Source organism: Microbacterium sp. LjRoot205 (genome assembly GCF_056175745.1).
In genome coordinates this window covers 113,015-134,541 of the sequence record NZ_JBGFFH010000005.1, presented here as the reverse complement: position 1 = coordinate 134,541, position 21,527 = coordinate 113,015, and the positions used below count along the sequence as shown (strand labels likewise).

The following is a 21,527-nucleotide window of genomic DNA, read 5'->3' as shown; positions in this document are numbered from 1 at the left end:
AAATGGTTCGCTGTCAGCGAAGGTCCGCCCATCGGGGGATACGAATGTCCGAAGTTCATGCCACTCTTGCTTGTGCGCGATCGTCGGCCTGCGTCCGCCCGTCGGGAGATCCGCCGATTCATCCTTCCTAGAAAGTCCGCCTGTGCTGGGAAAAATCCTCCTCCGTTATCTCGCCCGCTATAAATGGCTGCTCGCGGCCGTCCTGGTGTTCCAGTTCGCCAGCGCGCTCGCCACCCTCTACCTCCCGCGCCTGAACGAAGACATCATCAACAAGGGCGTCGCCCAGTCGGACACCGACTACATCTGGCGCACCGGTCTCTTCATGCTCGCCGTCTCGCTCGGGCAGATCATCGCCTCGGTCATCGCCACCTACTTCGCCGCCCGTGCGTCCATGGGCGCGGGCCGCGACATCCGTGCCGACGTCTTCGCCAAGGTCAGCGGATTCTCCGAGCGCGAGGTGTCGCAGTTCGGTGCAGGCTCCCTCATCACGCGCAACACGAACGACGTGCAGCAGGTGCAGATGCTCGCGATGATGGGCGCCACCATGCTCGTCACCGCGCCGCTGCTCGCGATCGGCGGCATCATCTTCGCCGTGCAGACGAACATCGGTCTGAGCTGGCTCATCGCCGTGTCCGTGCCGCTGCTGCTGATCGTCGCCGGGCTCGTCGTCAGCCGCATGGTTCCGCTGTTCCGCAGCTACCAGGGCAAGCTCGACACCGTGAACCGCGTGCTGCGCGAGCAGCTCACCGGCGTGCGCGTCGTGCGGGCCTTCGTCCGGGAGAACATCGAAGAAGAGCGCTTCCGCGGAGCCAACACCGACATCATGGTGGTCGGCCGCAAGGTCGGCTCGCTGTTCGTGCTGCTGTTCCCGCTGTTCATGCTAATCCTCAACGTCACGATCGTGGCAGTCGTGTGGTTCGGCGGCATCGAGGTCAACAGCGGCACGGTGCAGGTCGGCACGATCTTCGCGTTCATGCAGTACATCGGTCAGATCATGGGCGGCGTCATCATGGCCAGCTTCATGGCGATCATGATCCCGCGCGCCGCGGTCTCGGCCGAGCGCATCGGCGAGGTCCTCGACACGCAGTCGAGCATGGAGCGTCCGGCGAACGGCGTCACCGACTTCCCGACGCCCGGCTCGGTCGCCTTCGGCGACGTCGAGTTCACCTACCCCGGGGCCGACTCTCCCGTGCTCAAGGGCATCAGCTTCGCTGCAGAGCCCGGCGAGACCGTCGCGATCGTGGGGTCGACCGGTGCGGGCAAGACGACACTCGTGTCGTTGATCCCGCGACTCTTCGACGTCTCGGGCGGAGCCGTCTTCGTCGGCGGCACGGATGTCCGCAAGGCGGATGTCGAATCGCTCTGGGCGACGATCGGTCTCGTTCCGCAGCGCCCGTTCCTCTTCACCGGCACGGTGGCGTCGAACCTCCGCTACGGCAGAGAGGACGCGACCGACGAAGAGCTCTGGCATGCCCTCGAGATCGCACAGGGCCGCGACTTCGTCGAGGAGATGCCGCAGGGCCTCGAATCGCGCATCACGCAGGGCGGCACGAACGTCTCGGGCGGACAGCGTCAGCGTCTGGCGATCGCCCGCGCGATCGTGCGTCAGCCGCAGATCCTGGTGTTCGACGACTCGTTCTCGGCTCTCGACCTCACCACCGACGCCCGATTGAGGCAGGCGCTATGGCGTGAGCTGCCGCACGTGACCAAGATCGTGGTCGCGCAGCGCGTCTCGTCCATCACCGATGCGAACCGCATCGTCGTGCTCGAAGGGGGCACCATGGTCGGCGTCGGCACGCACGAGGAGCTCCTCGAGACGAGCACCACGTACCGAGAGATCGTCGAATCGCAGCTGGGGGTGGACGCATGAGCGAGCAGAACACGCCCCAGACCCGCCGCGGTCGTGCAGCCAAGGCGACGGCCGCGACCACTGCGGTCGAGCCCGAGATGACCGAAGAAGAGAAGTACGAAGCCGAGCTCGCCGAGAAGGCGCGCCAGGACGGCGGCGGCTGGGACAGCGTCGCACCCGGCAAGGCCGACAACTTCGGCAAGAGCTTCGGTCGGATGATCGGGCTGCTCAAGCCGTCGGCCGTGTGGTTCATCCTCGTGTCGATCGCCGGCGCCGTCGGCGTCGTGCTGACGGTCGCCGCGCCGAAGGTGCTCGGCGAGGCCACGAACCTCATCTACAAGGGCTTCATCTCGGTGCAGCTCGCGCAGGCGAACGGGGACTTCCCCGGATTCCCCGCCGGCACCCCGCAGGACGATGTCGTCGCCGCGCTCCGTCAGGGCGGGCAGGACGACTTCGCCAACCAGGTCGAGGCTCTCGGCAGCTTCAGGGTCGGTGACGGAGTCGACTTCGACGCGCTGCGCTGGGTCATCATCGCCGTGCTGGCGATCTACATCACCGCCGCCTTCCTCAGCTGGCTCCAGGGCTACGTGATCAACGTCATCATGGTCCGCACCATGTGGCGCCTTCGCGAAGCGGTCGAGGCGAAGATCAACCGCCTGCCCCTGTCGTACTTCGACAAGGTGCAGCGCGGAGACCTGATCTCCCGGGTGACCAACGACATCGACAACATCACGCAGACCATGCAGCAGTCGCTGTCCGGTGCGATCACGGCCGTTCTCACCGTTGTGGGAGTGCTCGTGCTGATGTTCTCGATCTCGTGGCAGCTCGCGCTGGTCGCGCTGGTCGCGCTCCCGCTCATGGGTGTGATCTTCGGTGTCATCGGCCCTCGGTCGCAGAAGGCCTTCGGCACCCAGTGGCGCAAGGTCGGTCGCCTGAACGCCCGCGTCGAGGAGGCTTTCTCCGGCCACGCGCTGGTCAAGGTCTTCGGTCGCGAGCAGGATGCGCTGGAGAAGTTCAAGGACGAGAACGAGGAGCTGTTCCAGGCGAGCTTCAAGGCGCAGTTCCTCTCCGGCATCATCATGCCGGCGATGACCTTCGTCGGCAGTCTCACCTATGTGGGCATCGCCGTGCTCGGCGGTCTCATGGTCGCGAGCGGGCAGCTGCGTCTCGGAGACGTGCAGGCGTTCATCCAGTACTCGCAGCAGTTCACGCAGCCGCTGTCGGAGCTCGGTGGAATGGCCGCGGTCGTGCAGTCGGGAACGGCGTCGGCCGAGCGGGTGTTCGAGCTGCTCGACACCGAAGAGCAGGAGGCCGACGCCGCAGATGCTCCGAAGCTCGCCGACGGCAAGGGCGTCGTGGAGTTCGAGAACGTCGCGTTCTCGTACACGCCCGAGCGTCCGCTCATCAGAGACCTCTCTTTCCGGGTCGAGCCCGGTCAGACGGTCGCGATCGTCGGTCCGACCGGAGCGGGCAAGACGACGCTCGTCAACCTGATCATGCGGTTCTACGAACTGAACGGCGGGCGGATCCTGCTCGACGGTCAGGACATCTCCGAGGTCACGCGCGAGCAGCTGCGCTCACGCACCGGCATGGTGCTGCAGGACCCGTGGCTGTTCGCCGGCAGCATTCGCGAGAACATCCGATACGGACGCTCCACGGCGACCGACGACGAGGTTCTCGAGGCGGCGAAGGCGACGTATGTCGATCGCTTCGTGCGCTCCCTCCCCGAGGGCTACGACACGGTGCTCGACGAGGACGCGTCGAACGTCTCGGCGGGTGAGCGTCAGCTGATCACGATCGCGCGAGCGTTCGTCGCTCAGCCGTCGATCCTGATCCTCGACGAGGCGACGTCGGCGGTCGACACCCGCACCGAGGTGCTGCTGCAGCACGCGATGGCGGCGTTGCGACAGGGACGCACCTCGTTCGTGATCGCTCACCGACTGTCGACGATCCGCGACGCGGACCTCATCCTCGTGATGGAACACGGCGACATCGTCGAGAAGGGCACGCACGACGCGCTCATCACGGCGCAGGGCGCGTACTGGCGCCTCTATCAGTCGCAGTTCGAGCAGGCGGCCACCGACATCGACGCAGAGGACGCACTCACGGGTTCGACCCCTGTCGTCGTCAGCGGCGACGCCGACGAAGCTGCGGCGGCGGCACGGGTCGGGGTCTCGGTGGGGGCGCAGGTTCCTGCCGCCGAAGCCGCTGCGGCACAGTCCGTCGTCGAACGCTCGGACGACGGGGGCCAGAAGGGCTGATCCGCACGACGGCCGATCCGCCCGACGGTCGATCCGCCCGACGGTCGATCCGTCCGACGGTCGATCCGTCCGACGGTCGATCCGCCCGACGGCCGACCCGCACGACGGTCGATCCGCACGACGGTCGATCCGCACGCCGTCCGAGAAGCAGAATGCCCCGACTCCCGTTCATCCGGGGGCGGGGCATTCTGCTGTCGTCAGCGCTGAGCTTCGGTGATGCCGAGGAGCTCGAGCGGATGGGTCAGGCGCCACCACGGGCTCGGGGCATCGACGTCATCGGCGAGCGACAGCGACGTCGTCACCGTGTTCAACGGTCCTGAGCTCGTCAACGTGCCGACCTCGTCGCCCGACTCGCGGTTGTCGCCCAGGGAGAAGTCCGTCGAAGCCTCGGCCATCGCGCCGTTCCACAGCACGATGTCGGCATCGGCATCCGTCACCACATCGGCGGTCGCGCCCCACGGCGTCGTGACCGTGCCGACGACCGTGCCGGCCGCGACAGCGGGGGCCTGCTGCTCCAATGCCGTCTCGACCTGCGAGAACAGCGAACGGGTCTGGGCGAGGCGCTGCTCATCGTCGGCCTGCCCGAGAACGGACGCATAGAGGTGCACGGTCGTGTCGTCGATTGTGATGACCTTCGCGGTCAACAGGTTCCAACTGTCGCCGAGCGTGCCGGTCTTGACTCCGACCACGCCAGGATCCGCCAGCATCCCGTTCGTGTTCACCACTGTGCCGGCGCCCGGAAGATCGACAGACGGAGTGCCGACGATGCCGGCGAACACGGGGTTCTGCATCGCCAGTTCGGCCAGCGCGACGAGCGACTCAGGCGTGGCCGTGTTGCGGGCGTCGAACCCCGATGGGGTCACGATCGTGATGCTGTCGAGGCCACGGTCGCGCAGCCACACCTCCGCCGCAGCGGTGAACGCCGAAGGGGAGCCCCAGATCTCCTGAGAGAGACGGTCGATGTAGTTGTTCGCCGAACCGAGCAGCGTTCCCTGCAGGAGCTGGAACTCGGTGAGAGTGCCGCCCACGGGCACGTCGAGCGCCGACTGGTCAGAGCGGCGGTAGTCCCAGTACGCCAGGTTGTCCGCCCGCGTGAACGAGAACTCCGGGCCCTGCTCGCCCACGGCGAGAGGCATCCGATCGAGCACCATCAGACTCGAGACCACTTTGGTGACGCTCGCGATCGCCGCCGCATCGAGCGATGACGACGTCGTGCCGATGCCGCCGATTCCCACGGCGGCGCTTCCCTGGGTGGGCCAGGTGATGGCGGCTGCGGGCGCGGCGACCGTGGAGAGCTCCACTGCCTGCACGGTCGGCGCCACCTCGTGCAACGGCCACAGCATGGCCGACCCGACATAGGTGCCGAGCAACCCGACGAGAACGCCGAGCGGGACCAGCACGCCGGGGCGGGTGATCGCCGGGCGCAGATGGGCTCCGGTCAGAAGTGCGCCGCCGCTCGCGGCGGGAGGCGTGTCATCGAGCGCCTCGGTCGCCGGGTGCCGCGCGACTTCGACCGCGTCGACCCACGTCAGGGGCGTCCCACCGCTGGCGCCCTCTGCCCACTGGGCGTGGGGAGTCGTCTCGGAAGTCGCGAGAGCCGCCTCGAGAGCGACGAGCCCGGGGGCGTCGTCATCCGCATCTGATCTGGGTGCCGCATCCGTCGTGCCGGCCGACGCGACGTCGGCATCAGGAAGCGCCGCAGGCGAACCGGCGGGCTCCGACGAGTCAGCCGTGGCACCGGCAGGCGCTGACGCATGAGGCGCTGTCGCGTCGGGCGTCGACGCATCGCCCGCAGGAACGGCGGAGGCGGTGGCCTCGGCGGAGTCAGGAGCGGTCACCTCCTCACGGTACCGAACTCGCGCAGGGATCAGTGTCGCTGCAACAGGAGCAGACGTGAGTGTCGTCACTGGGTAAGATCGTCAGAACAACCACGGGAGTCCGGCGAGCCGGGCTGAGAGGGAGCGAATCGCGCTTCGACCGTCGAACCTGATCTGGGTCATGCCAGCGCAGGGAGGAGTCACTGATGAGTACATCCACGTCCGGATCCACCACGGAATCCGCAGCCGTCTCGCGCGCCTCGAAGGGCCTCGGTCGCCCTGAGCTCTGGCGCTGGCGGGTCGTCGACATCGTCGTCGCCAGCGTCATCGCCGTCGCGTGCGCGCTGATCTTCCTGCTCTGGAACGTCGGCTACGAGGTGCCCAGCAGCATCCTGAAGCCGCTGCTCCCCGGCGTGCAGGGCCTGCTCGCCGGGCCCTGGCTCATCGCCGGTGTGCTGGGCGCGCTGATCATCCGCAAGCCGGGCGCCGCGCTCTACACCGAGCTGGTCGCCGCGATCATCTCGGCCCTCGTCGGCAACGCCTGGGGTCCGCTGACCATCGTCTCGGGCCTCGTGCAGGGTCTCGGTGCCGAACTGATCTTCCTCGTGTTCATCTACGGCGTCTGGCGTCTGCCCGTCGCGATGCTGGCGGGTGCCGGAGCGGGACTCGCGTGCGGCATCAACGACCGCATCCTCTGGTACGCCGGAGCAGACACGCTCTTCACCACCGTCTACATCGTCTCGACCACCATCTCGGGTGCGGTGATCGCCGGACTCGGCGCGTGGCTGATCGCCCGAGGACTCGCGGCGACGGGAGCCCTCAGCCGGTTCGCCGCCGGCCGCGAGGTCACCGCACGGGTGTGACCTCGACCACGACGCCCGCCACCCTCGAAGCCCGCGGCTGGGGGTGGCGGTACGCGACGCGACTGCGGTGGGCGGTGCGCGACGTCGACCTGCGCATCGAACCGGGCGAGCGGGTGCTGCTGCTGGGGGCCTCTGGCTCGGGCAAGTCGACCCTGCTGCAGGGGTTCGGCGGGGTGCTCGGAGGGGCGGACGAGGGCGAGACGCACGGAGGGCTGCTCGTCGACGGCGTGCCGCCCATCCAGGCGCGTGGTCGAGTCGGCATGGTGCTGCAGGACCCCGACACGCAGACGATCCTCGCGAGGGTCGGCGACGACGTGGCATTCGGCTGCGAGAACCTCGGCGTCCCCCGCGAGGAGATCTGGCAGCGGGTGCGCGCGGCGCTGGACGCCGTCGAGCTCGATGTCGCACTCGATCGATCGACGGCCGCGCTGTCGGGCGGTCAGAAGCAACGTCTCGCGCTCGCCGGCGTGCTGGCGATGCGACCGGGCGCGATCCTGCTCGACGAGCCGACCGCGAACCTCGACCCCGAGGGAGTGCAGGACGTGCGGGATGCCGTCGCCGCCGTCCTCGACGCCACGGGCGCCACCCTCGTGGTGATCGAGCATCGCATCGACGTCTGGCTGCCGCTCGTCACGCGGGTGATCGTGCTCGGCGCCGAGCCGGAGGGCACGGTCGTCCTCGCCGACGGGAGCCCTGAGCAGGTGCTCGGTGCGCGAGGGGCCGAGCTCGCGGCATCCGGTGTGTGGGTTCCCGGCCACCCGCCCGCCGTTCCGCCCGCGCCGGCGCACCAGCCGGGGGAGACCCTTCTCGAAGCGCGCGGCCTCACGGTCGCTCGGCGACGGGGGCTCGCGGTCGCCGGGCCGTTCGATGTCGAGGTTCGCGCGGGCGAGGTGCTCGGCGTCACCGGCGCGAACGGCGCAGGAAAGTCGACGCTCGGACTCACGCTCGCAGGGCTCATCCCCGCCGAGGACGGCCGGGTCGCGGCTCTGCCCGCGCTCGCCGCCGGAGAGAAGCCCGACCCCTTCCGCTGGTCGTCGCGCGCGCTGCTCACCCGCATCGCGTCGGTCATGCAGACTCCCGAACACCAGCTGCTCGCGAAGACCGTGCGCGACGAGCTGTCGGTCGGCCCCCGGGCTCTGAAACTCTCCGAGCCCGAGATCACCGCTCGTGTCGACGACCTCCTCGAACGACTGCGGCTCACCTCGCTCTCCGGAGCCAACCCGTACACGCTGTCCGGCGGGGAGAAGCGGCGGCTCACGGTCGCCGCGGCCCTCGCCACCCGGCCGCGGATGCTGGTGCTCGACGAACCCACCTTCGGGCAGGACGCCACGACCTGGGCCGAACTCGTCGGCCTGATCGCACGCCTGCGTGACGAGGGCACGGCGATCGTGGCGATCAGCCATGACGAGGCCGTGCTGGAGGCCCTGCATGCGCGGCGCCTGGAGGTCGGCCGATGATCGACCCGCTGACCGCCCGCATCGAGAGACCGGGGCCGATCGCCCCTCGCTCAGCCCTCGCGAAGCTCACCGCGGCGCTGTTGATCGCGCTGCCGCTCGTGCTGACGATCGACGTCGTCTCGGCATCCGTCGCCCTGCTGCTCGAGATCCCGCTGCTCCTTCTCGCCGGCCTGCGGGCCAAGGAGTTCTGGACCCGCACCGCCGTGCTGTGGATCGCAGCGCCGCTGAGCGCGGTCACCATCGCGCTCTACGGCGCGACCAGCGGAACGGTGCACTTCGAGTGGCTGGTCATGCGCGTCAGCGACGGATCGCTCGCCCTCGCTGCAGCGACCGCCGTGCGCGTTCTCGCGATCGGGCTGCCGGCCGTGGTGCTCTTCGTCACGGTCGATCCCACCGATCTCGCCGACGACCTGGCTCAGCGGGTGAAGCTGCCGGCGCGGTTCGTCGTCGGCGCGCTCGCGGGGATGCGGATGCTGGGCCTGCTCGCCGATGACTGGCGCGCACTGGCACTCGCGCGGAGGGCTCGCGGCGTCGCCGACGAAGGGCGGGTTCGCCGAGCTTTCGGCATGGCCTTCGCGCTGTTCGTGCTGGCCATCCGACGCGGATCCTCCCTGGCCACCGCGATGGAGGCCCGCGGCTTCGGCGGCACAGCGCCCCGCTCGTGGGCGAGGGAGTCGAGGTGGGATCGGCGGGACACGGTGCTGGTCGTCGTCGCAGCGGTGATCCCGGTGGTGGCGATCGCCGTGGCTGTGCGCACCGGTGCATGGAACTTCATCCTCGGCCCGACCGCCTGAGGCGCACGAACGACAGACCCGCAGCATCCACTCAGCTTTCTCATAGCTGGAATGCCGATGTATTCGCTAGCATCGAGTGAACCCAAGGGGAGTACTCCACCACGGGCGGCTCGTCATTACGGATGTCCCTGCATCCCGGGTCCCCGGTTCTCGTTCTCGAGGATGGAGAAGACCTTGGCGTCGACATCGTCACGCCTACGTCTTCTGGAGACCTCTTGAACATCACGCCTCTCGTGTGGATCATCACGATCGCCGTCACGATCGCCTTCTTCGTGTACGAGTTCTTCGCCCACGTGCGAAAGCCCCATGAGCCGACCATCGGCGAGTCCGCCCGCTGGTCTGCCTTCTACATCGGCCTCGCGCTGCTGTTCGGTGTCGGCATCGGCACCGTGTCCGGCTGGACCTACGGCGGCGAGTACTTCGCCGGATACCTCACCGAGAAGGCCCTGTCGATCGACAACCTCTTCGTCTTCCTGATCGTGATGACCGGCTTCGCCGTGCCGCGCATCTATCAGCAGAAGGTGCTGATGATCGGCATCGTGATCGCGCTGATCATGCGCGGTGGGTTCATCGCGCTCGGCGCCACGCTGATCGAGAACTTCTCGTGGATCTTCTACCTGTTCGGCGCCCTGCTGCTGTTCCTCGCCTACCGCCAGGCCTTCGCGCACGGCGAGTCCGACCCCGCCAACGGCCGCTTCATGCGGTTCGTGCGCCGTGTCCTGCCGGTGAGCGACGAGTACAACGGCGATCGCCTGACCGTGCAGCGCGACGGCAAGCGCTTCTTCACTCCGATGTTCCTCGTGATCATCGCGATCGGCTTCGTCGACCTGATCTTCGCGGTCGACTCGATCCCCGCGATCTACGGTCTGACCGAAGAGGCGTACATCGTCTTCACGGCCAACGCGTTCGCCCTCATGGGTCTGCGTCAGCTGTACTTCCTCATCGGCGGTCTGCTGCAGCGCCTGGTGTACCTCGCCCAGGGTCTCGCGGTCATCCTCGCCTTCATCGGCGTGAAGCTCGTGATGCACGCCCTGCACGTCAACGAGCTGCCGTTCATCAACGGCGGCGAGCCGCTGCTGTGGGTGCCCGAGATCCCGATCTGGTTCTCGCTGGTCTTCATCGGCGCGACCATCGCCGTCGCCACCATCGCGAGCCTCATGAAGACGCGACGCGATGACAAGCGCACCGCGCTCGAGACCGAAGCCGCAGCTGCGCTCCCCGGAGCCTCGGATGCCGACTCCACGGTGACCTCCGCTTCGACCTCCGCTTCCTCCTCCGACACCGGCACCACCCACACCCAGAAGGAACACTCGTGAACCAGTCGCGCCGCTCCGACGCGTCCGCAGACCCCGACAGATCCGGCGCCCGAATGACCTCGGGCACCCCCGCACCTCGTGAGGTGACCCGCTGATGGGCGACCTCGCGGTGAACATCGCCCTGGTGTTCGTCTTCGTCCTCGTCGGCGGCGTGTTCGCCGCGACCGAGATGGCGCTCGTCACGCTGCGTGAGAGCCAGATCAACGCGATCGCCGCCCGCGGCAGACGAGGTGAGAAGGTCGCGAGCCTGGCTCGCAACCCGAACACCTTCCTCTCGGCGGTGCAGATCGGCGTGACGGTCGCCGGCTTCGCGTCGGCGGCATACGGTGCGACCTCGATCGCCCCGTCGGTCGCGCCGCTGCTCGAGAACCTCGGCGTCGCGGCGCCGCTGGCCTTGACGCTGGCGACCGTGCTGCTGACGCTGGTGATCGCGTACCTCTCGCTCGTGCTGGGCGAGCTGGTGCCCAAGCGCCTCGCGATCCAGCGCAACGCGCAGTTCGCATACGCCGTCGCGCCGGTGCTCGACGGCTTCGCCACCGTCATGCGGCCCGTCATCTGGCTGCTCTCGGTGTCGACGAACGCCGTGGTGCGCCTGCTCGGAGGCGATCCGCACAAGGCCGCCGACGAGCTCAGCGAGGAAGAGCTGCGCGACATCGTCGCGACGCATCAGAGCCTCCCCGACGATGAGCGACGCATTCTCGACGACGTGCTGTCGCTGCGTGGCCGCCAGGTGAGCGAGGTCATGCGGCCTCGTCCGGAGGTCGTCGCACTCGACGGTGCGGCGACGCTGGCCGAGGCGATCTCGCAGGTCAGGGAGCTGCCGTTCTCGCGGTACCCCGTGATCGACGCGTCGCTCGACGACATCGTGGGCTTCGTGCACGTGCGCGATCTCTTCGAGGCCGCAGCCGACGACGCGACGCGCGAGGTGCTCGGCCTCATGCGCCCGGTCGAGTACGTGCCGTCAACCGCGGGCGTGCTGCCGACCCTGACCCGCATGCGGGCGGCCGGGCACCAGATCGCGGTCGTCGTCGACGAGTACGGCGGCACCGACGGCATCGTGACCCTCGAGGACCTCGTCGAGGAGGTCGTCGGCGAGATCTTCGACGAGTACGACACGGAAGACCGGATGCAGGATGCCGGCGGCGCTCTCGACGGGCGCCTGAATCTGCAGGACTTCGCCGAGATCACCGGCATCGCCCTGCCCCGAGGCGCGTCGGACACGGTCGCCGGTTTCGTGACCGAGATGCTCGGGCGCCTCGCGGTGGTCGGCGACTCGGTCGAGGTGCCTGGGGCGACGATCCGGGTCACTGCGGTCGATCGGCGACGGATCGCCGAGATCCGGGTGGTTCTGCACGAGGACGTCGACGTCGATGCCGCCGCGGATGCCGATCCGGGCGCCTCTGCGCCGAAGGGCTGAGGCTCAGGTCTCGTTCCAGAGTCGCCGGTAGTACTCGAGCCGCTCCCGATCGGGGGCGATGCCGTAGGCCTCGATGAGCACGTCGGCCCAGCCGGGACCGAAGTTCCACTCGGTGCTCATCGAGGCGACGGCGATGTCGGCCCAGCGGTCGGCAGTGCCGAGCGCGGCGAGATCGACATGTGCGAGCGGTCGACCGGCATCGTCGAGCAGCGTGTTCGGCATGCACGCGTCGCCATGACACACGACCAGCCTGTCGGCGCGCGGCGGCTCGCGCAGATCGGCGGGCACGGTGACGCCCCGCTCTTCGGCGTTCGCGATCCTCCAGGCCGGGTCCCACGTCCAGCGGCACTGCTCGACGGGCAGCGAGTCGTGCATCGTCCGCAGGGCTGCGCCGACGGCGCGCACCGAGGTCTCCGGGTCGTCGATCCAGCGGTGGTCCACCGCACTGCGGCCGGGCAGCGCGACGGTGACGAGCCACTCGTGGGTGGCGTCCTCGCCCTGATCGATCACCTCGGGAACCGTGATCCAGCGCCGTGCCCACCGCATCCGCTCAGCCTCATCGCGCATGTTCGCCTCGGCGTCGTGCGGCCCCCACTTGATGTAGCGCCCGTCGTCGGTGCGGAATGTGACCCCGCCGATGCCGTTCAGCCACACCGGCGTCAGCGTGGCGCCCGCGGCGAGGGATCGCACGATCGGCGGGATGTCCGTCGTGGCGGATGGGATGCTCATGGGTCGCTCACCTCGTGTCTGAACGTATATCGGAATGCACGTATTTTCCCGGTTCTCGGAGGCCATGCGCGGTTAGTGTCAGTCCCGGTCGCCGTCGGCGGCCGCATCATCCATCCCACTCGACACCCAGAGGTCTTCGTGCGCGTTTCGTCTCGGTCGCAGTGGTGGCGGCGGCACGGCAGCGATGCCGACGCCGCCTCGTCCGCATCCGAGGTGCCCGGTCCGGGCGCCGCTCAGGCTGCCGCGTTCGGACTGCCGAAGGCTCCGGCGATCTCGTCGCAGGAGTCCGGTGAACGGGATCTCGACCAGTTCGTGCAGTGGATCTGGAGTGAGGACGCCGAGTCATCCGTGCCGGCATCCGCATCCGCATCCGCGCCCGACGACACCGGCGCACGCATCACCATAGAGGAGCAGTACAACATGAGTTCACTTGACGACGCCCTGCAGCAGCTGCTGGCCATCGAGGGCGCCACGGGCGCCGCGATCGTCGACTACGGCAGCGGAATGGCCCTCGCCCAGGGCGGCAACCCCTCGTTCGATCTGGGGATCGCCGCGGCCGGCAACTCGAACGTCGTGCGCGCCAAGCTCGCGACCATGAGAGACCTCGGGGTCACCGACGAGATCGACGACATCCTCATCACCCTGAGCTCGCAGTACCACCTGATCAACGTGCTCAACGCCACCGGCGCAAGCGGTCTCTTCATCTACCTGGTGCTCAACAGCGCGTCGGCGAACCTCGCGCTCGCACGTCACAAGCTGAAGGGCATCGCCGCGCAGATCGAGGTCTGATCTCGCGAGTCGCCTGGAAGGGGCGGGGCCATGACGGCTCCGCCCCTTCGGCGTGCGCGGCGTAGGCTCGGGATCGACACTGTCGACGGAGGCCACACTCCTGACGTGTCGCCTGAAACTCGGAATCAGCTAAACTGACACTGAGTCGCACACGTTTCGAAGGAGAACCGCATGCAGATCCAGGGCTCGAGTGCTCTCATCACCGGCGGTGCGTCCGGTCTGGGCCTCGCCACCGCACGAACCCTCGCCGCCGCGGGCGCCGTCGTCACGATCCTCGACCTGCCGTCCTCGGCCGGAGCCGAGATCGCCGACGAGCTCGGCGGAGTCTTCGCGGGCGGCGACGTGACGAGCGCCGATGACGCCGCCGCGGCCGTCGCCGCAGCTCAGGCGGCAGCGCCGCTGCGCATCGTGGTCAACTGCGCCGGCATCGCCCCGCCGGCCAAGGTGCTCGACCGCGACGGCAACCCTGCGGTGCTCGCCGACTTCGAGCGCATCGTGCGCATCAACCTGGTCGGCACCTTCAACGTCCTCTCGCAGGCATCCGCCGTGATCGCGAAGAACGAGCCGACAGATGAGGGTGACCGCGGCGTGATCGTGAACACCGCGAGCGTGGCGGCCTTCGACGGTCAGATCGGTCAGCCCGCGTACTCGGCATCCAAGGGCGGCGTGCACGCGATGACCCTTCCGGTCGCTCGCGAGCTCGCCCGCTACGGCATCCGCGTCTGCACCATCGCCCCCGGCATCATGGAGACGCCCATGCTGATGGGCCTCCCGCAGGCCGCGCAGGACTCGCTCGGCCAGCAGGTGCCGTTCCCCTCGCGCCTCGGACGCCCCGACGAATACGCCGCCCTCGTGCAGCAGATCGTCGAGAACGGCTATCTCAACGGAGAGACGATCCGCCTCGACGGCGCGATCCGCATGGCACCGAGGTAGACCCCTGCGGCGTTCGAATCGGGCAACTCACCCGATTCGAGCACCGGATACAGCAATTCACGCGATTCGAAACGAGAAGGCGGCCGATGAGCACACTGGCAGGCAAGACCATCCTCATGTCCGGCGGGAGCCGCGGCATCGGCCTCGCGATCGCGCTGCGTGCCGCGGCCGACGGCGCGAACATCGCGATGCTCGCGAAGACCGACACCCCGCATCCGAAGCTCGAGGGCACAGTGCACTCGGCGGCCGAGCAGATCAGGGCAGCCGGCGGCCAGGCGCTGCCGATCGTCGGCGATGTGCGTGACGACGACGACATCACCGAGGCCGTGATGAAGACGCAGGGCGAGTTCGGCGGCATCGACATCGTCATCAACAACGCGAGCGTCATCGACCTCTCGCGCTCGCTCGACCTCGGCGCGAAGAAGTACGACCTCATGCAGGACGTGAACGTGCGGGGAACCTTCATGCTGTCCCGCGCGGCGATCCCGATCCTCAAGGATGCGGAGAACCCCCACATCCTGTCGCTGTCGCCGCCCCTGAACCCCTCGCCGAAGTGGCTCGGCGCGCACACCGGGTACACCCTCGCCAAGTTCGGCATGACCATGGTGACGCTCGGCCTCGCGCCGGAGTTCGCCCGTGACGGCATCGCCGCGAACACCCTGTGGCCGCGCACCACGATCGCCACCGCCGCAGTGCAGAACCTGCTCGGCGGCGACAAGGTCATGGCCGCGAGCCGCACGCCCGACATCTATGCGGATGCCGCTTACGCCGTGCTGCTCAAGCCCGCGGCCGAGTACACCGGCCAGACGCTGATCGTCGAGGACGTGCTCGAAGCCGACGGCGTCACCGACTTCTCGCAGTACGCCGCCGTGCCGGGAACCCCCGACGACCGGCTGTTCCCCGACATCTTCCTCGACTGAGGCGCTCCTGCTCCGGCGGGCGGCTCAGAACAGCAGGTAGACGGCGCCGGCGATCGTCAGGACGATCACGATGCGGTCGAACAGCACCTGGTTCATGCGCTTCGCCAGCCGRATGCCGGCCAGTGCGCCGAGCACGACGAGCGGCGCGAGCACGGCATCCATCAGCAGCACGTGCCCCTCGAACAGGCCGAGTCCCGCGAGGAACGGGATCTTGACGAGGTTGATGATCGCGAAGAACCAGGCTGAGGTGCCGAGGAACACCTGCACCGGTGTGCGGGTCGCGAGGAAGTACATCGACATGACCGGGCCGCCGGCGTTCGCGACCATCGTGGTGAACCCGCCGAGCGTTCCGTAGACGCCCGAGAGCACGATGCCGCCCGGCGCGGGTGCCACGGCATCCGCCCGATTCTGTCGCCAGCGGCGCCACAGGGTGACGGCGATCATCGCGAGCAAGATCACCCCGATCGCTCGTCGGACGATCCCGTCGCCCGCGATCGCGAGGAACGCGAACCCCGCCAGCAGCCCCGCGAGCACGGCAGGCGCCAGGCGCAGCAGAGTCGGCCAGTGCGCGTGGCGACGGTAGGTGATCAGCGCGAACACGTCGCCGACGATGAGCAGCAGGAGCATCGCGGCGGTTGACGTGCGCGCGGGCAGCACGGTCGCGAAGAGGGCGATCGCCAGGATGCTGCCACCGGGCAGCGCGGTCTTCGAGATGCCGATCGTGACCGCGGCGAGGCCGAGCGCGGCCCACGCCAGGGGTGCGAGTTCGATCACATCAGCGTCGAGCGGCGGCGAGCGCTGCAGCGAATCGAGCCGAGCGCTGCTCGATGTCGGCCCAGTCGGAGGCGGCGAGCGAGGCGCCGTTCGCCAGGTCGCCACCTGCGCCGACGGCGACGGCACCGACGCGGAACCACTCGGCGAGGTTGTCGGGGCTGACGCCGCCGGTCGGCATCAGCGGGGCGTCGGGGAAGGGTCCGCGCAATGCGCCGAGGTAGGAGGGGCCGCCGAGCGAGGCGGGGAAGATCTTGACGACATCCACGCCGAGCTCGAGCGCGCCCATGACCTCGGTCGGGGTCATCGCGCCGGTCATCACGACGCGGCCGGTGTCGAGCATCGCGCGCGTCAGCGAGGGGAGGGTGCCGGGGCTCACGAGGAACTCCGCACCGGCGTCGGCGGCGAGTGCGGCCTGCGCGGCGGTGGTGACGGTGCCGGCGCCGATGTACGCGGCATCACCGTGGCGAGCGATCAGCTCGCGGATCACGGCGGGGGCGTCGGGTGTCGAGAAGGTCACCTCGATGCCGGTCACGCCGCCGCGGATGATCGCCTCGGACGCCTCGAGCGCGAGCTCGGGGGAGGGCGCGCGGAGCACGGCGAGGACGCCGGTGGCGCGGGCGCGGGAGAGACGGTCGGACATCGGTGCTCCTTCAGTGGGGGATCGCATCCATTCTCCCCGACCGCAAACTGTAATTACAACTGACGCGGTCGTGGCCACGCCTCGACGACGTCCTTCGACTCCTTGAGTCCCAGGCCCGTGTGCTCCCTCACGAGCTTGATCGCCTGGATCTTCTGGTCGGCGGACACGAGCCGGTCGACCTCCGATGAGACGGATGCCGGCAGTGCCCCGCGCACCGACGACGGCGTCGCCGTGGTCGACGAGTGCACGGCCGAGGCGTTCGACACGGCCGCGAGATGCGGGGCCGTGGTGCTGACCGACCAGTGGTCGATGCGATCCTTCGCCTCCTGCAGGCGCACGCCCGTGTGCTGCCGGTAGAGCTTGATGGCGTTGATCTTGTGCCCCGCCGCGACGAGCCGGTCGATCTCGGCGATCGCCGCGGGAGTCAGCTGCGACGCCGAGGCGGTCGACGTCGACGTGGAGGCCACCGAGCGGGCCATCGTGGGCGAAGGGGTGAAGACGTGGGGCTCGGGCGCCTGGGGGCGCATCGACCGCAGCGCTGCGCCGATGATCACCACGCCGACGACGACAGCTGCGATGACCGCGCCGACAGCGATGATGATGTCCATTCGCTCAGTCTAGGGAAGCGTGCGCGCCGGCCCCAGGGCCTTCCCACCCGGCACCGCGTACCCTGGAGGTATGACCGAGACTCCCCGCACGCGCGAGACGCGCCCCGCCACGGCACCCGCGTCGTCCCGTTCGGGGGCCGTCCGTTCCACCGGCGTCGCCCAGGTGCGTCCGGCGACCGAGGGATGGACCCAGCAGAAGGATGCCGAGGGGCGCCCGCTGCTGCAGTTCGCGAGCCCCAAGCGCGGCAAGCCGCCGGTGCACCTCGCCGACCTCACGCCGGCTGAGCGCATCGAGAAGGTCAAGGAGCTCGGCCTCCCCGGCTTCCGCGCGAAGCAGCTCTCGACCCACTACTTCCGCCACTACACGTCGGATGCCGCGGAGATGACCGACCTCCCCGCCGACACCCGTGAGCAGCTCGTCACCGGCATGCTGCCGCCGCTGCTCACCGAGGTGCGTCGCCTCGAGACCGACCGCGGAGACACGATCAAGTTCCTGTGGCGTCTGCACGACGGCGCCCTGGTCGAGTCGGTGCTGATGCGCTACCCCGGTCGCATCACGCTCTGCGTCTCGTCGCAGGCCGGATGCGGCATGAACTGCCCGTTCTGCGCCACCGGCCAGGCCGGCCTCACGCGCAACATGTCGACGGCCGAGATCATCGAGCAGATCGTCCGCGCCAACCGTCTGATCGCCGAGGGCGGCCTCGGTGGCAAGAAGTCCGACGACCACTCGATGGAGCGCGTCTCGAACATCGTCTTCATGGGCATGGGCGAGCCTCTCGCCAACTACAAGCGCGTGATGGATGCGGTGCGCTCGATGGTCGCCCCGCAGCCCGACGGCCTCGGCATGAGCGCTCGTGGCATCACCGTGTCGACGGTCGGACTCGTGCCGGCGATCAAGAAGCTCGCTGACGAGGGCATACCGGTGACCTTCGCGCTGTCGCTGCATGCGCCGGACGATCACCTGCGCGACGAGCTGATCCCCGTGAACTCGCGCTGGAAGGTCGACGAGGCGCTCGATGCCGCTCGGTACTACTACGAGAAGACCGGCCGTCGCGTCTCGATCGAGTACGCGCTGATCAAGGACATGAACGACCACGCCTGGCGCGCCGACCTGCTCGCCGACAAGCTCAACGAGCGCGGCCGCGGATGGGTGCACGTCAACCCGATCCCGCTGAACCCGACTCCCGGGTCGATCTGGACCTCGTCGACCCGTGAGGCCCAGAACGAGTTCGTGCGCAGGCTCAACGACGCCGGCATCCCGACGACCCTCCGCGACACCCGCGGCAAGGAGATCGACGGTGCCTGCGGTCAGCTCGTCGCGACGACCGAGGACGAAGCGGCTTCCGCCGCGATGGCCTGAGAGCCCTGACGCTCTGCGGGCCCCGACGGGGTGCGCGAGCTGTCACGGATGCCGTCACGGCGACCCAGTGACTCCGCCCGGGTCAGCCACGATGCGATGCGGTCGGGGCTCGCATCTTTGACGCCCAGCATCCTGGTCGTGCGCACCGAGCGGACCCCGCAGAACCGCAGCGTGCCACGGGCGACGTGCGTCTGCGCGGGCAGACCCGTGAAGGGTGTGAGGAACCACGGAGTGTCGGCGAGCAGGAACAGCCGTCCGTTGCGTGCGGGCAGCAGCCCCTCGGGAAGGCCGAGCTTCGAGTAGCGGTACTCCTGCTGAGGGAGCAGCGCCCGATCGAAGAAGCCCTTGAGCAGGGCCGGCACCGACCCCCACCAGAGCGGCGTGAACACGACGACCGTCGCGGCCTCGGCGAGGGCGCGCTTGGCGTCGATGAGATCGGGCTCGAGCTCCATGCGCTGGCGGTAGCCGAAGCGCAGCGACGGATCGAACTCGAGATCGCGCAGCGCGAGGATGCGCGCATCTCCGTGCGCTGCGGCGTAACGCCGGGCGAGCTCGGCGGTGAGTGAGCGGGCATCGGGGTGGCCGTCGATGATCAGGGCGGAAGGCATGCGGACTCCTATGTTGACAGTGTCAAGCTTGGTGGACACTGTCAAGATAGGTAACAATGTTGCTTGTGTCAAGTTCTCGATCGGGGTACCACCACGGCGACCTCGCCCACGCCCTCGAGGCGGCGGCGATGCAGTTGCTCGCCGAGAAGCCGGCGGGGGAGATCAGCCTGCGTGAGGTCGCCCGCGCCGCCGATGTGAGCCACAACGCCCCGTACCACCACTTCTCCGACCGGCGGGGGCTGCTCAAGGTGCTCGCCGAGCGGAGCATGGCCGACCTCGTCACCGCGGTGCGCGTGGCGATCGAGGCGGCATCCGACCCGGCATCGGCTGCGATCGACGGCGGCGCTGCGTACATCCGCTTCGCCGTCGAGCATCCGCACGGCTTCGACGTGATCTACGACCCGACCGTCTGCATCCCCGGCGAGCCGAGCGAGACGATGGCCCCGCTGATCGCCGAGCTCGAAGAGCTGCTGTCGACCGCATACGTCGCCGCGGGGCTGGACAGCAAGAGCGGCGTCACCGGCGTCTGGGGGCTCGTGCACGGTCTCGGAACCCTGTGCGCCGCAGGGCACTTCTCGCTCGACGACGCGCTCGCCGCGAGCGCGGATTCGCTCGCCCGCATGCTGCGGAACTGACCGGTTCTGCGGGCGGAGCGGCGGAAGCACAGGGTTCGTGCACGTTATCCACAGGCGACGTTTCGTAGATTGTCGGGATGCCCTATTCTGCCCACCGCCCCGGCCGGTTCGACTCGCAGGGTCGAATCATCCTCGACAGCGACCCGAACGCTGACACGGACGACCTCGACTTCCTTCGCGAGTACGAGCCCACCGGCGCCGATCTGCAGGCGCCGGACACGGTCGACTCTGCGCCGGCGACAGAGGGCGAGCGGGATGCCGCAGCATCCACCGAGCCTGCGCGCGAGCCGAAGCCCCGCCGTCAGCCCCGTGAGCGCACACCGCGCGTGCCGGGTTCGCGACTGCGGAAGCTCGCGATCCTCGGCGGGGCCGAAGGCGAGATCCTCGACCGCGTTCCGGGCGAGACGCCTCGTTTCGTGCAGATGTTCTTCGTGCTCGCCGGCACCGCGCTGGTCTCGGCGATCTCGATGCTGTTCGCGCTGACCACCGGAGTGCAGGCCGCGATCTGGCTGGCCGTGCCGCTGGCGGTCGTCTGGGCGCTCATCATCTTCAACCTCGACCGGTTCCTGACGTCGACCATGACGTCGACGCGCAATGTCTGGAAGCTCATCGGACTCGCGATCCCGCGAGTGATCATGGCCGCGATCATCGGCTTCGTCGTCGCCGAGCCGCTCGTGCTGCAGATCTTCCACAACGACATCGCCCGCGAGGTCGCCGCCACGAACATCACGCAGGCGCAGTCCGACCAGGAGGCACTGGAGACGGGCCCCGAGAAGAAGGCGCTGGATGCGGCATCCGACCGCGTCGCCGAGCTCGAGAACCAGGCCGCCACCGGCATCGTCGCCGGCACCGACTCGTCGTCTGCGACGGAATCCGCCGCTCAGGCGACGGTCGACGACCTCACCGCCAAGATGACCGCCCAGCAGGCCGTGATCGATCAGGCCCGCATCCTGTACCAGTGCGAGCTCACGGGTGAGGGCGCGGGCACGGTTCCCGGCTGCACCGGCGTGAACGGCGAGGGCGCGAGCTCGGATGCCGCCGAGGCCCAGCTGGCCGAGGCGCAGCAGACCTATGACGCGCTCGCCGCGCAGCTGCGCACCGCCAACGAGGAACTCGCCGCCGCCGGCACCGCCGCCAAGGAGAACACCAGCACGTCGGAGACGCAGAACCGCGAAGAGGCGCAGTCGCAGCTGCCCGCTGCGCGCGACACCTACGACGCCGCGCTCGATGCGTACAACGCGCGGGCCGAATCCGTCGCATCCGGCAATGCGGGAGCGATCGGTCTGCTGAGCCAGATCAGCGGCCTCAACCGCCTGAGCGAGAAGGAGCCGACGATCCTGTGGGCGCACATCCTGATCGCCGCGCTGTTCTTCATGATCGAGCTGCTGCCGGTGCTCGTGAAGGTGCTCACGTCGTACGGCGACCCGTCGCTCTACGAGAAGGCCGCCGCGATCCGCAGGCAGGTCGCACTCGACAAGGTGACGGCCGAGGGATTCCGCGACAGGGCGGCGATCGTGACCGTGCAGTCGCATGGGATCCAGGCGGATGCGTCGCCCGCCGAGCCGCAGACGCGGGCCGAGCGCAAGGAAGCCGAGCAGGCGGAGCAGGAGCGGGCGCAGGCCGAGGAGCGCGAGCTCGCGGAGAAGCGTGCGCAGGCCCAGACGCTCGAGGAGCAGGAGCAGCTGGTCGAGTCGCGCGCCTGAGTTCGTGGGACGTGCGTTCCGGTCGCGGTTCGTGCCGGTTCCGCACGCGCTCGA

General features: G+C 68.8%; 19 protein-coding genes and 1 riboswitch. Of the genes, 13 read left to right on the top strand and 6 right to left on the bottom strand.

From position 1 onward, the window contains the following. Nucleotides 1-142 precede the first annotated feature (142 nt). Both AC04ME_RS12055 and AC04ME_RS12050 read left to right on the top strand, forming a co-directional pair. The gene (locus tag AC04ME_RS12055) at nt 143-1,870 is read left to right on the top strand and encodes an ABC transporter ATP-binding protein (RefSeq protein WP_475435171.1); all 1,728 of its coding nucleotides are present in this window, start codon (nt 143-145) and stop codon (nt 1,868-1,870) included. Then, on the top strand, nt 1,867-4,110 hold the full coding sequence (locus tag AC04ME_RS12050; protein ID WP_475435169.1) for an ABC transporter ATP-binding protein: 2,244 nt from the start codon (nt 1,867-1,869) through the stop codon (nt 4,108-4,110). Before AC04ME_RS12055 ends, AC04ME_RS12050 begins: the two co-directional genes overlap by 4 nt. A 197-nt stretch (nt 4,111-4,307) precedes the next feature. Here the strand turns inward: AC04ME_RS12050 and AC04ME_RS12045 are convergent, their stop codons facing one another. Next, nucleotides 4,308-5,948 (bottom strand): D-alanyl-D-alanine carboxypeptidase family protein, encoded by a 1,641-nt coding sequence (locus tag AC04ME_RS12045; protein WP_475435167.1) that lies wholly within the window; start codon nt 5,946-5,948, stop codon nt 4,308-4,310. A gap of 82 nt (nt 5,949-6,030) precedes the next feature. Further along, nucleotides 6,031-6,140, top strand: a riboswitch (TPP riboswitch). Between AC04ME_RS12045 and AC04ME_RS12040 the strand changes: the two genes are divergently transcribed. The 5 genes from AC04ME_RS12040 (at nt 6,134) to AC04ME_RS12020 (ending at nt 11,774) form a co-directional block, all read left to right on the top strand. After that, on the top strand, nt 6,134-6,790 hold the full coding sequence (locus tag AC04ME_RS12040; RefSeq protein ID WP_475435165.1) for an ECF transporter S component: 657 nt from the start codon (nt 6,134-6,136) through the stop codon (nt 6,788-6,790). It overlaps the preceding riboswitch by 7 nt. Further along, on the top strand, nt 6,787-8,247 hold the full coding sequence (locus tag AC04ME_RS12035) for an ABC transporter ATP-binding protein (protein WP_475435163.1): 1,461 nt from the start codon (nt 6,787-6,789) through the stop codon (nt 8,245-8,247). Before AC04ME_RS12040 ends, AC04ME_RS12035 begins: the two co-directional genes overlap by 4 nt. Continuing rightward, entirely contained in the window at nt 8,244-9,041 is a 798-nt protein-coding gene (locus AC04ME_RS12030; RefSeq protein WP_475435161.1) for an energy-coupling factor transporter transmembrane component T family protein, read from the top strand. The genes AC04ME_RS12035 and AC04ME_RS12030 overlap by 4 nt, the downstream gene beginning before the upstream one ends. 215 nt (nt 9,042-9,256) lie before the next feature. Next, a complete protein-coding gene (locus AC04ME_RS12025) occupies nt 9,257-10,357 on the top strand; it encodes a TerC family protein (RefSeq protein WP_056374495.1) in 1,101 nt (366 codons plus the stop codon). 94 nt (nt 10,358-10,451) lie between these two features. Then, nucleotides 10,452-11,774, top strand: coding sequence for a hemolysin family protein (locus AC04ME_RS12020; protein ID WP_309691644.1), 1,323 nt, complete (start codon nt 10,452-10,454; stop codon nt 11,772-11,774). 3 nt (nt 11,775-11,777) lie between these two features. Here AC04ME_RS12020 and AC04ME_RS12015 read toward each other — a convergent pair whose 3' ends face one another. Beyond that, nucleotides 11,778-12,503 carry a phosphotransferase gene (locus AC04ME_RS12015; protein ID WP_475435159.1) on the bottom strand — a complete coding sequence of 242 codons (726 nt, stop codon included), beginning with the start codon at nt 12,501-12,503 and terminating at the stop codon, nt 11,778-11,780. Nucleotides 12,504-12,641: 138 nt separating this feature from the next. Between AC04ME_RS12015 and AC04ME_RS12010 the strand changes: the two genes are divergently transcribed. From AC04ME_RS12010 to AC04ME_RS12000, 3 genes are all read left to right on the top strand, one after another. Beyond that, entirely contained in the window at nt 12,642-13,292 is a 651-nt protein-coding gene (locus AC04ME_RS12010; RefSeq protein ID WP_367824359.1) for a roadblock/LC7 domain-containing protein, read from the top strand. A gap of 171 nt (nt 13,293-13,463) precedes the next feature. Then, a complete protein-coding gene (locus AC04ME_RS12005) occupies nt 13,464-14,225 on the top strand; it encodes an SDR family NAD(P)-dependent oxidoreductase (RefSeq protein ID WP_042541334.1) in 762 nt (253 codons plus the stop codon). 86 nt (nt 14,226-14,311) lie between these two features. Continuing rightward, nucleotides 14,312-15,145, top strand: coding sequence for an SDR family oxidoreductase (locus AC04ME_RS12000; RefSeq protein ID WP_475435157.1), 834 nt, complete (start codon nt 14,312-14,314; stop codon nt 15,143-15,145). Between the two features lie 24 nt (nt 15,146-15,169). Here the strand turns inward: AC04ME_RS12000 and AC04ME_RS11995 are convergent, their stop codons facing one another. From AC04ME_RS11995 to AC04ME_RS11985, 3 genes are read right to left on the bottom strand one after another with little or no spacing between them, the layout of a single operon-like run. Continuing rightward, nucleotides 15,170-15,919: a sulfite exporter TauE/SafE family protein gene (locus AC04ME_RS11995; RefSeq protein WP_079113667.1), complete on the bottom strand. Its 750-nt coding sequence runs from the start codon at nt 15,917-15,919 to the stop codon at nt 15,170-15,172. A gap of 1 nt (nt 15,920) precedes the next feature. Continuing rightward, nucleotides 15,921-16,559 carry a bifunctional 4-hydroxy-2-oxoglutarate aldolase/2-dehydro-3-deoxy-phosphogluconate aldolase gene (locus AC04ME_RS11990; RefSeq protein WP_079113666.1) on the bottom strand — a complete coding sequence of 213 codons (639 nt, stop codon included), beginning with the start codon at nt 16,557-16,559 and terminating at the stop codon, nt 15,921-15,923. Between the two features lie 53 nt (nt 16,560-16,612). Then, a complete protein-coding gene (locus tag AC04ME_RS11985) occupies nt 16,613-17,167 on the bottom strand; it encodes a ribosomal protein L7/L12 (RefSeq protein ID WP_475435155.1) in 555 nt (184 codons plus the stop codon). Between the two features lie 70 nt (nt 17,168-17,237). Between AC04ME_RS11985 and rlmN the strand changes: the two genes are divergently transcribed. After that, on the top strand, nt 17,238-18,527 hold the full coding sequence (rlmN, locus tag AC04ME_RS11980) for a dual-specificity RNA methyltransferase RlmN (protein WP_194285969.1): 1,290 nt from the start codon (nt 17,238-17,240) through the stop codon (nt 18,525-18,527). Here the strand turns inward: rlmN and AC04ME_RS11975 are convergent. After that, nucleotides 18,476-19,135 carry an NAD(P)H-dependent oxidoreductase gene (locus AC04ME_RS11975; protein WP_056374482.1) on the bottom strand — a complete coding sequence of 220 codons (660 nt, stop codon included), beginning with the start codon at nt 19,133-19,135 and terminating at the stop codon, nt 18,476-18,478. The two genes, rlmN and AC04ME_RS11975, sit on opposite strands and share 52 nt — an antisense overlap. Before the next feature lie 65 nt (nt 19,136-19,200). On the opposite strand from AC04ME_RS11975, the gene AC04ME_RS11970 reads away from it, so the two are divergent. Then, complete coding sequence (locus AC04ME_RS11970) at nt 19,201-19,770, top strand: TetR/AcrR family transcriptional regulator (RefSeq protein WP_475435153.1); 570 nt, start codon at nt 19,201-19,203, stop codon at nt 19,768-19,770. 77 nt (nt 19,771-19,847) lie between these two features. Beyond that, nucleotides 19,848-21,473 carry a DUF4407 domain-containing protein gene (locus AC04ME_RS11965; protein WP_475435152.1) on the top strand — a complete coding sequence of 542 codons (1,626 nt, stop codon included), beginning with the start codon at nt 19,848-19,850 and terminating at the stop codon, nt 21,471-21,473. Nucleotides 21,474-21,527: the final 54 nt, after the last annotated feature.

Excerpts from the sequence above, each read along its gene's own strand:
- AC04ME_RS11985 (WP_475435155.1), bottom strand. The coding sequence starts at position 17,167 with ATGGACATCATCATCGCTGTCGGCGCGGTCATCGCAGCTGTCGTCGTC.
- AC04ME_RS12020 (WP_309691644.1), top strand. The coding sequence starts at position 10,452 with ATGGGCGACCTCGCGGTGAACATCGCCCTGGTGTTCGTCTTCGTCCTC.
- rlmN (WP_194285969.1), top strand. The coding sequence starts at position 17,238 with ATGACCGAGACTCCCCGCACGCGCGAGACGCGCCCCGCCACGGCACCC.
- AC04ME_RS12005 (WP_042541334.1), top strand. The coding sequence starts at position 13,464 with ATGCAGATCCAGGGCTCGAGTGCTCTCATCACCGGCGGTGCGTCCGGT.
- AC04ME_RS12050 (WP_475435169.1), top strand. The coding sequence starts at position 1,867 with ATGAGCGAGCAGAACACGCCCCAGACCCGCCGCGGTCGTGCAGCCAAG.
- AC04ME_RS12000 (WP_475435157.1), top strand. The coding sequence starts at position 14,312 with ATGAGCACACTGGCAGGCAAGACCATCCTCATGTCCGGCGGGAGCCGC.
- AC04ME_RS12015 (WP_475435159.1), bottom strand. The coding sequence starts at position 12,503 with ATGAGCATCCCATCCGCCACGACGGACATCCCGCCGATCGTGCGATCC.
- AC04ME_RS12030 (WP_475435161.1), top strand. The coding sequence starts at position 8,244 with ATGATCGACCCGCTGACCGCCCGCATCGAGAGACCGGGGCCGATCGCC.
- AC04ME_RS11965 (WP_475435152.1), top strand. The coding sequence starts at position 19,848 with ATGCCCTATTCTGCCCACCGCCCCGGCCGGTTCGACTCGCAGGGTCGA.
- AC04ME_RS11975 (WP_056374482.1), bottom strand. The coding sequence starts at position 19,135 with ATGCCTTCCGCCCTGATCATCGACGGCCACCCCGATGCCCGCTCACTC.
- AC04ME_RS11990 (WP_079113666.1), bottom strand. The coding sequence starts at position 16,559 with ATGTCCGACCGTCTCTCCCGCGCCCGCGCCACCGGCGTCCTCGCCGTG.
- AC04ME_RS12040 (WP_475435165.1), top strand. The coding sequence starts at position 6,134 with ATGAGTACATCCACGTCCGGATCCACCACGGAATCCGCAGCCGTCTCG.